The organism is Aeromonas sp. LsrichE-8G, from assembly GCF_022869435.1.
GTDB classification, from domain to species: Bacteria; Pseudomonadota; Gammaproteobacteria; order Enterobacterales; family Aeromonadaceae; genus Aeromonas; species Aeromonas caviae.
The window spans coordinates 1-12,624 of the sequence record NZ_JALIHH010000139.1 but is presented as its reverse complement, the minus strand read 5'-3'; the positions used below and the strand labels follow the sequence as shown (position 1 = coordinate 12,624).

Sequence of the window (12,624 nt, the reverse complement as noted above, 5' to 3'; positions counted from 1 at the left end):
TTGGTTGAAGAAGTTTCGCCGGTTTTCAACGAGATATGAAAAGCTAGCCAAGAGTTTTGCAGCCTTTATCAAACTGGCTTTCTGCCTTCGCTACTTGCGCGAGTTATGTGTGGACAGAAAACCAGCATTTTGAGAACACAGCCTAGGGGGCCACCCGGGTAAAGTCGATGGCGGGGCAGCTGGGCGCCACGCCCTTGGTGAGCGTCAGGGGCTGGGCACGATAGCTGAGCCGGTAGCGGCCCGGTTGGGACAGATCGTAGGCCTGCGCCAGGTCCGCATCGGCCTGGCTCTGCTCCCCCGCCCCCAGGTGCAGGAAGTCGCCGTCCCCGGGGGTACCTCGCTTGGCAAGCGGCCCTCGATAGTCCAGCGGCTGCCCATCGCGGGTCAGGTCGATGGCATCGGCAAACCACCCCTCGAAGGGGGTGAACCAGGTCAATACCTCGAGGGGCGTCTCCCCCCGGTTGGTCAGGGTCATCACCAGGGGCAGGGGTTCGTTCACCCCGCTCTCAGCGCTGACCGACAGCTCGCACTGCAAGGGCGCCAGTGCCAGGGTGGTGAGCAAGAGTGTCATCATGGTGCCTCCGTCAAAAAAGGGGCCATCCGGCCCCTGTTTGCAACTCAATTTTCGCTCGGGGTATTCTCGGCGAAATATTCGTGGTTGTCGGCGTTGTTCAGGGCCTTCTGGGGATCCGTGCTCGCCAGATTGCGCGCATTGGCCTGACCGTATCCCAGATCGTCGGTGCCCGCCACCACGTTGAAGTGGCTCAGCTCGTGGACAATGGTGCCGGCGCGGGAATCGGTCCCGGTGACCGGCGCAGTCCAGAAGCTCTTGCACAGATAGACCTTGTAGGGCTGGTCCGGATAGACATAGGCAAAGTAACTCTGCTTGCAACCGCAGTCGAAGGTGAGCGGCTTGTTGTCGATGGCATCCTTGATCTTGCTGAAGTTGGTCTCGGCCTGGTTCCAGCGGGTGGCGTCATAGGCGCCAAACCAGCTGCGGTAGCGCTGCCCATTCGGCTTGTCCACCGCGAGGTAGCTGCTGGAGTTGTTGGCGATGCCACTCGCGGCATCGAGCGCCGCCAGGATGTCGCTCTTCTGGGTGTTGGTGCAACGGCCGCTGAAGCTGACCGAGGCGCTCACCGCCTGGGGCTCGGCCACCGCCGCCTTGGCCAGCACCCGCTCGTCGCTCACCCCGTCCACCCAGAGGGTCACGGCATTGGACTCGCTCGCCTGGGCCTGTTTGGCCTTGGCCGCTTTCCCCTCCTGTGCCACGGTCGGCAGCAGATAACGGATGCTGTACTGGCCCTGGGCACTCATGTCGTAGAGACCGGAGACCTCCGCCTGCACTGTCAGGCTCTGGCCCGCCTTGAGCAGTTGGTAGTCCTTGTCACTCGGGGCGGCCCGCTTGATCAGGGCCCCTTCGTAATCCACCGGCTGGCCGTCACGCTCCACCTGGAACAGGGGAGCATCCTCGCTGCCCGGCAGTTGCCATTTGAGCAGACGAACCGGCTTCTCCCCGGTGTTGGTCAGGGTCAGGTTGACGCGCACATCGTCTGTGCTGCCCTCCACCAGGGTGAGCCGGGCATCGAGTCCGGCGGCGCAGAGCGGGGACGCCAGCACGCCGGCCAGCAACAGGGCAATTGGAGTCGCTTTCATCATGTTTCCTCATTCATTGAGTGTCGCCTTGTCAGGCGGCCTGCTTCCTTTAAGGCCCTCTTTGGGGCCCATCCACCCTAGAGCAGAAGCACCACCCCACCATCCCTCCATATGGGGGACGCCCCCCATCAGAGGGGGAGCCTCTTGGCTGCGACAAAGATTGCCCGCCCGGCCCTGGGCGTGCAGGCAACCCCGTGTGGCGTATTTGCCATAAAAAAACCCGGCGCAGGGCCGGGTGACGGGATGAGAAGGTGGGGTCAGGAGGCCAGCAGCGCCAGGGCCGGCTGCGCGTTGCCCGGCATCAGCCGATAGGCCTTGTGGTGCTTGACCAGGGTGGTTTTCTTGTTGCCCTGGCTCAGCAGCAGGCCCCGGGCAAATGCCGCCTCGGCCAGTACCTGCTCGTCCCCGCGCACATAGAGGGTGAGGGGCTTGACCAGCTCACCTCCCTCGATATGGCCCTGATACTCGCTGGCCGAGATGATCAGACTGGATTGCCCCTGGCTCAGCAGCCGCTGCCGGGTGTGCAGTTCGCTGTCGGTGAACACCAGCCAGCCCGCCCCCTCCAGCGCCAAAAGCAGATCGGCCAGGCGCGCCCCCAGCTGTACCGGCTCATACATGGCACGCTCATACTGGCGCTGCACCCGCTCAAGCAGCCCCTTGAGATCGGCCCCCGCCCCCAGCGTCCGCCCCAGTTGCACCCAGGCCTTGAGATCCTCCATCACCAGCCGGGAGAAGCGTTTCTCCTTGAGAGAATCCGCCATCCAGGTACAGAGAAAGTGGCTCTCCTGGGCGGGGGTGCGTTTGCCCGTCTTCTGGGCAGCGGTGCGCTCCAGCTCCGCCAGGCTCTGGCGGGCCATCTCGAGCAGGGCCTGATTGTAAGCAGGAAGGGTCATCTCGGATCCTCTGAAACGGGGCGGCCAGGGGCCGCGTCATCGACAGCACAAAGGCGCCAGTGGCGCCTTTGGAGAGTAAACGCCCCTCCCCGACCGGGAGGGTGCGACGTTGCCTTATTTCGGCTGACGGGGCTTCTTGGCCGCCGCCAGACGCTTGAGGCGCTGACCTTGCAGTTTCGCCTCAGCCATGGCCTGGGCGGCGGCATTGTCTTCACGCTGCGGGCGCTTGCCGAAGCGGCGGCGCTCCTGCAACTGCTTGATGAGGTCGTCACGGCTGCTCACCTCGTAACCCGGCACCATGATGCGGCGGATCTTCTGGCCGATGAGGGCCTCGATCTCCAGCAGGGTGCGCTCCTCCTCGCGACTGACGAAGGAGATGGCCATGCCGCTCTTGCCAGCGCGACCGGTTCGGCCGATACGGTGCACGTAATCTTCCGCGAGGAACGGCAGATCATAGTTGACCACGTATTCCAGGCTCGGAATGTCCAGGCCGCGGGCGGCCACCTCGGTGGCCACCAGCACCCGCAGCTTGCCTTCGGTGAATTCACGCAAGGCACGGCGACGGCTCCCCTGGGCCTTGTCACCGTGCACCACGGCAGACTTGATGCCGTCGAGGTTGAGCTCCTCCACCAGTTCATCGCAGCTCTCGCGGGTGCTGGCAAACACCAGCACCTGCTGCCAGTTCTGCTTGCCGATAAGCTCGGAGAGCAGCTCGCGTTTGCGCTTCTGTTCCACCGGATAAACGGTGTGGCTCACGGTGTCGGCAGTAGAGTTCTGCTTGTCGACGGCCACCACCTGGGGTTTGTCCAGCATGAGGTTGGCCAGCTTTTTTACCGCCTCGGAGAAGGTGGCGGAGAAGAGCAGGTTCTGGCGGGTCTTGTTGACCGCCTGCAGGATCTGCTGCACATCGGCGCTAAAGCCCATGTCGAGGATGCGATCCGCCTCGTCCAGCACCAGAGTCTCGACCCCGGAGAGGCTCAGGTTGCAGGCGGTGAGGTGCTCGAGCAGACGGCCAGGGGTGGCCACTATGATGTGTGCGCCCGCTTTGAGCTTCTTGGCCTGCACATCCTGTTTGCCGCCACCCACGATGGTGAGGGTAGTAATATCAAGATACTTGGCGAAATCGTTGATATTGCTCGCCACCTGGGCCGCCAGCTCGCGGGTCGGGGTCAGGATCAGCACGCGGGCATTGGAAGGCTGCACCGGCGCCGGGTTGTCTACCAGGCGTTGCAGGATGGGCAACGCAAAGGCGGCTGTCTTGCCGGTACCGGTCTGGGCACTGGCCAGCACATCGCGGCCACGGCGAATGGCCGGGATGGCCTGGCTCTGCACAGGGGTCATCTCCTGATAACCGCAATCTGAGATGGCGCGCAAAATCTCGGGGGCAAAATCGAACGATTCAAATCTCATGTTGGGTTCCTGTGTTCCAGCGGAGCTGTAGTTGGCGTGGGTGGCCTGGGCCGGCGTGTGGCCTGGCATCGGCGAGGCGTGGAGCCAAGGACGGCTGGGTCTGACATCAGATCAGAAGATGAGCCGGAAAATGGCGGGCGCGAAGTGTAACAGATAGGCGACAGGAATGCCGCCTCAAATGGCCTGTATTTTTCCGGGGGCTGCGCCCGCCAGACGCGGCAGCAGGCGCAGCCCGGGCAGTGAGATCAGCGCACCCGCTTGCTCGGACGCTTGAGCAGCCGCATGCCGATGGCCGCCACCGCGATGACGAACAGCCCGAAAGAGGTGACAAGCAGGCACTTGGTCAGCAGCTCCTGATGATGGGCAAAGACCGGGGTCGCCATCACCATCTTGCCGGCCATGCTCAGCACCAGGGACCAGAGGAAGGCGCTGGCAAAACTCGCCACGGCCACCCGCAGCAGGTGCAGGCGGGAGACTCCCATCAACATGGGAGTCAACACTCTCACGAAGGGGATGAAACGGGAGACGAACATGGCCCAGAAGCCGTAACGATCCAGCAGTCGGGAGGCCCTGGGCAGGCTCCCTTCCGGGATCATTCGCTCCACATGGCCCATGAAACGGGTGCCATGCAGTGCCTGCCCCTGCCAGTAGGCGAGCACGCTCCCTATCCCGGCTGCGAGCGGCAGATAGAGCAAGGTCACCTCGGGCCCCAGCACCCCCATGCCCACCAGACCGCCCGCCAGCAGCACCAGGCTGTCACCGGGCAGGGGCAGAAAGACGAAGCTCGATTCAAGGAAGAGGATCACCACCAGACAGGTGACGAGCAGACCGATTGCCTGCATTTGTATAAGCTGATCAAAATCCTGATGCCATATGGCAAGCAGCATGTCCTGCATCTGGTGTGACTCCCATCAACGTAATGCGCATTCGTCATGATGACCCGAAGGCCCCGTCTGGTAATCCATCCCTGCTACCACCCCAATGTTCGTATGGGAGGCCTCTTATACACCCGGGGAACTGAACAATAAATTAATGTCTGTGATTTCTGCCCAGCGGTTCACCCTTCTCGCGGCCCAATGCGCACGCCCAAAACAGGACGGGCCAGCCCTTGCCAGGCTGCCAAGCCAGATGAAACCCGTTACAGTGTGAACATGCCCCGATGGACGGGGTACTCATGGAGCCAGGTATGGCAAGACAGCTCTCTTCTCACACACTTTCCTTGCTGGCGGTTATTGCCGGCGTCTCTGCCGGTCTTGTGACAAAGGCCCGTGCCAGCGACGAGAGCCTGGTGCAACAGCGCGCCAACGCCGTCGTCTCCCTCATGAGCTACGCCGTGGTGCCGGATATCACCGCCAGCAACCTGAATATCGGCAGCGGCACCAACGACACCTCTGCCCTCACCATCACCCAGCTCGGGGGTGGCGCTACCCTGAGCGAGGATGTTCCCCTCTATCTGGAGGGCACCCTGGGCTACAGCCGCTACGATCCCCAGTTCGTGTTCACCGATGGCAACGAGACCCGCACCATTCCCACCAAATGGAACAGCCTGAGCGCCACCGGCGGCATCGGCTGGGATGTCGGCGTCCACCGGGATCGCTTTGGTGGCAATCTGGTGCTGCGGCCCATCGCCAATGTCACCCTGGGCACGGTGGCCAGCGACCTTCGCATCGGGGCCGCCCTGCTCGAGCACAGGAGCGGCAAGAATCTGGACTTCCTCGACGGCGGCACCCTCAATGTCTACGGCCTCGGCGGCTCATTGATGCTGGACTATGAACTCTTCTCCGCCGCCCAGGACATCGATGCCGAACTGCGCTACTCCTACCAGCATCTGCAAAGCTTCACCGGCACCGCCGAGAGCGTCAGCGGTCAGGCCGATGCGGAAAACCTCGGGCTTTACCTGCGCCGCCGCGCCCCCCTGTGGGACTGGACCCTGCTGGACAGGCCCCTTCGCTACGTGCTGGAAGGAGCCAGAACCGAATACCTGGGGCAGCAACGGGGGCTGCACGGTTTCAACAGCCTCAACTCCCTGGGACTTGGCCTCGAACTCGACAGCAGCAAGTACGACATCTTCATCACCCGCACCCGGCTGGTGGCCCGCTATATGTTCAGCAACAGTACCAGCGGCTACTCCATCGGACTGGCGATGAGTTTTTAGCGCAGCAAGGCGACATGAACCGTCCCCATCACCAAATCTCTGACTGAACGCACATTTGACTCCATTGCCGCTATGAGGTCCCACCTGTATCTCCTAGCATGGGGATACGGACGGTGGGTGAAGACGTGAAGCAGAACCACGCCGGGGATTGTGGTCAGGCTGACTGCCTACTGTTGAGCAGAGAACACATGACATTTCCAGGGACAGGGAGCTTGTTATGGCCAAATTTCTGAATACCAGCGCAACCAACTATTTCCTCGAAGAGCTGATAAAGGATGCCAAGGAGCGGTTAATCCTGATCAGCCCCTTTCTCAAACTCAATGACAGGATCAAGGAGCTGCTGACCGACAAGAACCGGCTCAAGATCGATGTGCGGATCGTCTATGGCAAGAGCGAACTCCAACCGGAAGAGATCAGCTGGCTCAAGGAGCTCACCTATATCCGCACCAGCTTTTGCAAAAATCTCCATGCCAAGTGCTACCTCAATGAGGAGATGTGCATTGTCACCAGCCTGAACCTCTACGAATTCAGCCAGGTGAACAACAACGAGATGGGGGTGTTGATCCGGCGGGCGGATGACAGTGAGCTGTACCGCGATGCCTACGATGAAGCTCAGCGCATTATTCGGGTGAGCGAGGAGGTGCGCATCACGTTGGAGCGCGTCGCAAGCGACAGTGACCCGCAGGACAACGTGGCCGCCCATGCAGGTACAGCACCGGTTTGTCCAAAATGCGGCACAACCATGGTACTGAGGACCAGCAAACGGGGAGATACCAAGGGTAACAGCTTCTGGGGCTGCCCCGAATACCCCAAGTGTCGCAGCATCATCCCCATCGAGACCCATCCCTGACCGGGATCTGTGAAGGCTAAATCACATGGATATCACTGCTGCCATAGCGCCGCTGCTGACTCAGCTCTGGTTTCTCCTGCCACTGCTGTTGATTGCCACCCTGCTCAAAACGGCCTGGTTCAAAGGGATGGTCGGGGAGTGGTTTATCAATCTCTGTATTCGGCTATTTCTCGACAAGCGGGAATATCGCCTGCTCAAGGACGTGACCCTGCCCACCCCCCAGGGCAGCACTCAGATCGATCACGTGATCGTCTCTCGCTTCGGGCTATTCGTGATTGAGACCAAGAACATGAAGGGCTGGATATTCGGCAACCCGACCCAGAAAAGCTGGACCCAGCAGATCTATCGCCGCAAGCACAGCTTCCAGAACCCGCTGCATCAGAACCACCTGCACATGATGACCCTCAAATCCCTGCTGGGGCTCTCAGACAACCAGCTTCACTCCGTCATCTTCTTTATCGGCGGCTGCACCTTCAAGACCCCTATGCCGCAGAACGTGATGAACCGCGGGCTCATTCGCTACGTCAAGGGTATAACCACGCCGGTATTGGCCGAGAGCGAGGTCGCTCACGTTGTCGACACCATTCAACAAGGGCGACTTGCCGCCAACTGGCAGACTCACAGACAGCATGTCACCCAGCTCAAGACTCGTCATGCCGACCCATCCGCCAACCATGTTTCCACCCGCGAACCTGTCAGGCAATCAGTTGCAAACCCACCCTCACAGAGCGTATCGCCACCGGACAATCCACCCCCGATCTGCCCCAGATGTGGCAGCACCATGGTATTGCGCACTGCCGGTCGAGGTGACAACAAGGGAAAACCGTTCTGGGGATGCCATGAATTCCCCACATGCAGGGGGACCAGAGCGCTGATGAAGTAGATGGGAAGGCTGAACGACGGAGGCATAAAACAAAGGCGGCCAATTGGCCGCCTTTGTTATTTCAGCAAATCAGCGGATCGTTGCCATCTTCTGCACGCAGCGCTGCTCGCGCTCATCCACCCGCTTGGCAAACCAGGCGGTGGTGAGGTTGCGGGTGATCTTGGGGCTCTTTAGCTGGATGCCGGGCAAGATGGCGCGGGGTTGCCGTGTCCCGGCCTGTTTGTCGGCCAGGGCGAAGACCCTGTGGTAGAGATCGCTTTTGGCAAAGTCGCTGCTGTCCCCGAGCTTCAGGCTCTGGTGAATGGCCTGCTTGCTCATGTTGACGCGGCTGGCGATGCTGTGCACTGCGAGCTCGGTCTTGCCGGGCAAATCCGAGTCGTAGCGGATGAGATCCCCGTCCAGGGCCAGGGGCTTGCCACTCACCCGGCTTACCGCCGCCTGGAAGGCCGCATTGCGGCTCGCGTACCAGCCCGCATTGAAGTCGGCGAAGCGATAGAGGGTATCCGGGTAGTCGGCGGGATAGCCGAAGATGTGTTTGGTGCCAAACCAGATGCCGCCCCGACGAGTGAACACCTCGTGGCGAACGGACTCCTTCACGGGATAGGGGTAGCCACGGGCGTTGGCTTCGGCAAAGGCGACGCTCACCTGCATGGGGCCGCCGGTGCGCACCGGGTTGAGGTTGCCAAAGAGCTGCTTGCCCATGGGGACGCTGCCTATCATGTCTTCGAAGATCTCGCTCATCTCCCGCTCGGTGCGAAGTTTGTCGATGCGCTCGGCATAGCTCTTGCCGGTGGGGGATTGGATGGAGAGGGCCGTGCGCACCATGAACTCGGGGATGAGCAGCTTGCTGGCCCGGGCATTGATCTCCTTCCAGGCAATCTTGTTGAGGTTGGGCACCACGGGGTCCGCCTGATAGGTCGCCTCCTGCTCCGCCACCGCCAGCACGCTGCAGACGTTGTGATCGCTCACCGTCAGCCCCTGGGTGGTGAGCGCCGTCACCACGTCATTGGCCCAGCCCGGCTTGTCCACCACGTTGCGCGGAAGGAAGCGCACGATACGGCTCTTCATGTCGGCCGGTTTTTGCGGCAGCATCGCCTTGGGAATGGGGCGCCCCGCCGGCGTCGCCGGGCTGGTCGGGGCGGGAGGCTCGCTGGCACAACCCGACAGCAGGGCAAGGGTAAGCAGTGACAACCAGCGCCAATGGGCATGAAACAAGGAGTGAGAGGGGATCATGAAGGCTTCCTGAAGAGCGGGACCTGCCCCTCATCACGAATGAGAGGGCTCGAATGCATGGAGGCGGACATTGTAGGGAACAAGTCTGACAAGATGAAGGCGGATGAACCGGCTGGCCCGCTGGCTGCGGCATTCCCTGGCGTCATCACGCCAGCTCCACCCGGTTGCGTCCCAGGTGCTTGGCCTGATAGAGGGCGAGATCGGTGCGCTGGAGCAGGGCATCCACCCCCTCCCCGCTCTGGCTGATACCCAGGGCAAGGCTCACGGTGAATCTTACCCCGTCACCTGAGACCAGCTCTTCGGTCGCGCACCTTATCTGCTCCGCCAGCGCACGGGCCTTGTCGCCCGTCATGCCGGGCAGCCAGATGGCAAACTCCTCTCCCCCAAGGCGTGCCACCACCCCATCCAATGGGCAGAGCTGGCGCAGCAGGGTGCTGAATTCACGAAGTACATTGTCGCCGATGGCGTGGCCATAGCGATCGTTGATCAGCTTGAAGTGATCGAGATCCAGCAGCAGGAACGGCGTCCCCTCCTCTCCGTGAGCCTCCAGCACGGCGCGAAACGCCCGGCGATTGGAGAGCCCGGTCAGCTCGTCTGACATGGCGAGGGAGGAGAGCCGCATCTGGGTGCCATACATCTGCTGCACCATCAGCAGCACACCCCAGGCCGAGGCCAGCATGCCGATCGTGCGCAGGCTATCTTCCACCGTGGAGAGCCACCAGGGCTGGAAATAGGCCTCATCCATCAGATCGATGACGCCGGAGACGAGCCAGAGGGTCAGCCCGCCGGTGAGGGAGAGATAGGTTCTCAAGGTGATCTGGGCACACTGCACCACCCAGAACATGAACAGCAGGGTCAGCACGTTGAGCGCTTCGGCCAGAGCCCCGACGGTATAGAGGTTGTGCTCCGCCAGGGGATCAAAGCTGACCCCGGCCAGGATCCCCGTCAGCAGCAGCAGACAGGGCAGGCTCACCAGCGCGAGACGACGGCAGGGAGGAAGCGAGAAGAACCGGGCGGGGTGAACGGATAACCTGAGGGGAGTCTTCATCATGTTTTGGGCTCCAAGCGCGCATGTCTTCTATCCCGAATGGCAGCCATTGGCTGCCATCGCCAGCGAACCCCGACGGCATTCCTGGTGGCAAATCACTGATATTGTGGGCCGATTTTTCCATAAAAAACAATTCCCTCACCATATGGGTCAGGGGATTGTTGCAACAGGGACGGCGCGATCTGCCGTGACATCGGGGTGGGTGGCCCTTCCCTGCTCGCCCTCACGGCAAGCGGGCAGTGCCGCCTCAGGCGCTCTGGCGCAGGGCCTGATGCTGGGCGGCGCCGTTGATCACCGCCTGCAGGGAGGCGTTGACCACGTCGCGACCGACGGCGACGCCACACATCCGGGTGCCCTCGACGCTCAGCAGCACATAGGCGGCGGCGCGGGATTCGGTGCCGGCGGTGAGCGCATGCTCGGAGTAATCCAGCACATCGATGTGCATGCCGGTCTGACGCTGCCAGCCGTTGACCAGGGCGGTGATGGCTCCCTCCCCTTCACCGCACAGTTGCAGGGTGCCGTGGGGGGTCTGCAACTCCAGGCGCAGGCTCTCCTGACTGTCATGACCGAGCTGGAACCGCCCGATGCGATAGCCGTGGGCAGGCTCGAGATAGTGCTGCTCGAACAGGGTGCGGATCTGCTCCGGGCTGATTTCGCTGCTGCTCGCCTCAGCCTCGGCCTGCACCCGGCGGCTGAAGTCGATTTGCAGCCAGCGCGGCAGTTGCAGACCGAGGTCACGTTCCAGCAGATAGGTCACCCCTCCCTTGCCGGACTGGCTGTTGATGCGGATCACCGCCTCGTAGCTGCGACCAAGATCGGCAGGGTCGATGGGCAGGTAAGCCACGTCCCAGTAGTGATCCGGTTTTTCTGCCGCGAGAGACTTGCGGATGGCGTCCTGGTGGCTGCCGGAAAACGCCGTGTAGACCAGCTCGCCGGCATAGGGGTGGCGCGGGTGCAGGGCAATCTGGGTGCAGGCCCCCACGGTGGCGACGATGGCATCCATGTCAGACAGGTCCAGCTCGGGGTCAATCCCCTGGCTGTAGAGGTTCATGGCCATGGTGACGATGTCCATGTTGCCGGTGCGCTCCCCGTTGCCGAGCAGGGTGCCCTCGATGCGATCCGCCCCCGCCAGCACCGCCAGCTCGGCGGCGGCCACCCCGCAGCCTCTGTCGTTGTGGGTGTGGATGGAGATGCTCACCTCGGGTCGCGCCTTGAGGTGTCGGCAGAACCACTCCACCTGATCCGCAAACACGTTGGGGGTGCTCACCTCCACCGTGGCGGGGAGGTTCAGGATCATGGGACGGGCAGCGGCACGCCACTCGTCGATGACGGCGTCACACACCTCGACGGCGAACTCCACCTCGGTGCTGCTGAAGCTCTCCGGAGAATACTGGAAACTCCACTCGGTGTCCGGATTGCGGGCCGCATACTCCCGCACCCAGCGCGCCCCCTGCACGGCGATGGCCTTGACCCCGTCCTTGCCTGAGTTGAACACATAGTTGCGCTGGGTCGGGTTGACCGAGTTGTAGACGTGAACGATGGCCCGCTTCGCCCCCTTGAGGGCCTCGAAGGTGCGGGCGATCAGATCTTCGCGCGCCTGCACCAGCACCTGGATGGTGACGTCATCGGGGATGAGGTTGCGCTCGATGAGTTCGCGCACAAAATCGAAGTCGGGCTGGGAGGCCGCCGGGAAGCCCACCTCGATGTGCTTGAAACCGATGTGGGTCATCAGCGCCCACATTTGCAGCTTCTGGGCCACCGTCATGGGCTCGACCAGCGCCTGGTTGCCATCGCGCAGGTCCACGGCGCACCAGAGCGGTGCCCGCTCCAGTACCCGGTTGGGCCACTGGCGATCCGCCAGGTTGATCACGGGGGCACGGCGGTATTTGCGATGATCGAAGCTCATATTCAGATTCCCTTGACGGATGGGCGAGGCGCCGGACGACCGGGCCGACAGGCGGGTGGGGCAAGGAGGGGAAGCGGGTTGGTGCGGTAACACCGTCCCTGACGAGTCGCGCGGCGGTAACCCCGCGACCGGTTTTCCTGCGGCCCCCGTCGGTCACCGGGGCCGGCCACGGCAGCCGGATCGGGCTGCGGGCGCTGATCCTCTCGCACGCCACCTTTCGGTGTGTCGGCGCAGACGACCTTGTTTGTATGAGCACCCAGTATAGGGAGGTCGTGGGGGCGAGAGATTGCGAAGATTGCACCATTTCATGTCAATTAAGCAATATGGATGCAGTGAATACCCAATAACGGGGTGAATATCACCACCCATGATGGATTATTCGCCATCTCACCCATCTTCCTTGCTGGCGCCCCCCCGGAAGTGGCAGGGCGCAGGCAATAAAAAAGGTTCTTCGCGGGATCCTGGGAAAGTGGAAGTTGACAGACAGGGTGCTGGTAAACTGGTTGTCGCCAAACACACCACCACCATCACCCTGCTGTCGCCGTGCATCATATTGATATTGCCTCCTTCTGGCCAGGTTATACCGTCAT

The 12,624-nt window shown here is 62.1% G+C and carries 12 protein-coding genes and 1 pseudogene; 5 read left to right on the top strand and 8 right to left on the bottom strand.

What is annotated here, in order from left to right:
- Positions 1–133: pseudogene (locus tag MUW49_RS17535) on the top strand (IS5/IS1182 family transposase); the annotation flags it as partial.
- Positions 134–142: 9 nt separating this feature from the next.
- Here the strand turns inward: MUW49_RS17535 and MUW49_RS17530 are convergent.
- The 5 genes from MUW49_RS17530 to MUW49_RS17510 all read right to left on the bottom strand — a co-directional run bounded on the left by MUW49_RS17530 (position 143) and on the right by MUW49_RS17510 (position 4,855).
- Positions 143–574 carry a hypothetical protein gene (locus MUW49_RS17530; protein ID WP_041213092.1) on the bottom strand — a complete coding sequence of 144 codons (432 nt, stop codon included), beginning with the start codon at positions 572–574 and terminating at the stop codon, positions 143–145.
- Positions 575–618: 44 nt separating this feature from the next.
- Complete coding sequence (locus MUW49_RS17525; protein ID WP_041213093.1) at positions 619–1,659, bottom strand: M35 family metallo-endopeptidase; 1,041 nt, start codon at positions 1,657–1,659, stop codon at positions 619–621.
- Between the two features lie 254 nt (positions 1,660–1,913).
- Complete coding sequence (locus tag MUW49_RS17520) at positions 1,914–2,549, bottom strand: DUF2913 family protein (protein WP_210538642.1); 636 nt, start codon at positions 2,547–2,549, stop codon at positions 1,914–1,916.
- 114 nt (positions 2,550–2,663) lie between these two features.
- On the bottom strand, positions 2,664–3,959 hold the full coding sequence (locus MUW49_RS17515) for a DEAD/DEAH box helicase (protein WP_010675179.1): 1,296 nt from the start codon (positions 3,957–3,959) through the stop codon (positions 2,664–2,666).
- 245 nt (positions 3,960–4,204) lie between these two features.
- On the bottom strand, positions 4,205–4,855 hold the full coding sequence (locus MUW49_RS17510) for a DedA family protein (protein ID WP_039040377.1): 651 nt from the start codon (positions 4,853–4,855) through the stop codon (positions 4,205–4,207).
- 290 nt (positions 4,856–5,145) lie between these two features.
- On the opposite strand from MUW49_RS17510, the gene MUW49_RS17505 reads away from it, so the two are divergent.
- The 3 genes from MUW49_RS17505 to MUW49_RS17495 all read left to right on the top strand — a co-directional run bounded on the left by MUW49_RS17505 (position 5,146) and on the right by MUW49_RS17495 (position 7,847).
- Positions 5,146–6,114: an autotransporter domain-containing protein gene (locus MUW49_RS17505; RefSeq protein ID WP_244813024.1), complete on the top strand. Its 969-nt coding sequence runs from the start codon at positions 5,146–5,148 to the stop codon at positions 6,112–6,114.
- Positions 6,115–6,331: 217 nt separating this feature from the next.
- Positions 6,332–6,964 (top strand): topoisomerase DNA-binding C4 zinc finger domain-containing protein, encoded by a 633-nt coding sequence (locus MUW49_RS17500; protein ID WP_052816477.1) that lies wholly within the window; start codon positions 6,332–6,334, stop codon positions 6,962–6,964.
- Positions 6,965–6,989: 25 nt separating this feature from the next.
- Positions 6,990–7,847 (top strand): nuclease-related domain-containing protein, encoded by an 858-nt coding sequence (locus MUW49_RS17495; RefSeq protein ID WP_244813023.1) that lies wholly within the window; start codon positions 6,990–6,992, stop codon positions 7,845–7,847.
- Between the two features lie 69 nt (positions 7,848–7,916).
- On the opposite strand, the gene MUW49_RS17490 is transcribed toward MUW49_RS17495, so the two are convergent.
- The 3 genes from MUW49_RS17490 to leuA form a co-directional block, all read right to left on the bottom strand.
- The gene (locus tag MUW49_RS17490; RefSeq protein ID WP_244813022.1) at positions 7,917–9,080 is read right to left on the bottom strand and encodes a DUF1615 domain-containing protein; all 1,164 of its coding nucleotides are present in this window, start codon (positions 9,078–9,080) and stop codon (positions 7,917–7,919) included.
- A 145-nt stretch (positions 9,081–9,225) separates the two neighbouring features.
- Positions 9,226–10,131, bottom strand: a complete 906-nt coding sequence (locus tag MUW49_RS17485; RefSeq protein ID WP_210538713.1) for a GGDEF domain-containing protein — start codon at positions 10,129–10,131, stop codon at positions 9,226–9,228.
- 244 nt (positions 10,132–10,375) lie between these two features.
- Positions 10,376–12,034 (bottom strand): 2-isopropylmalate synthase, encoded by a 1,659-nt coding sequence (leuA, locus tag MUW49_RS17480; protein ID WP_042014680.1) that lies wholly within the window; start codon positions 12,032–12,034, stop codon positions 10,376–10,378.
- 367 nt (positions 12,035–12,401) lie between these two features.
- Between leuA and MUW49_RS17475 the strand changes: the two genes are divergently transcribed.
- A partial coding sequence (locus MUW49_RS17475; protein ID WP_244813021.1) for a hypothetical protein occupies positions 12,402–12,624 on the top strand: 223 nt, incomplete at its 3' end.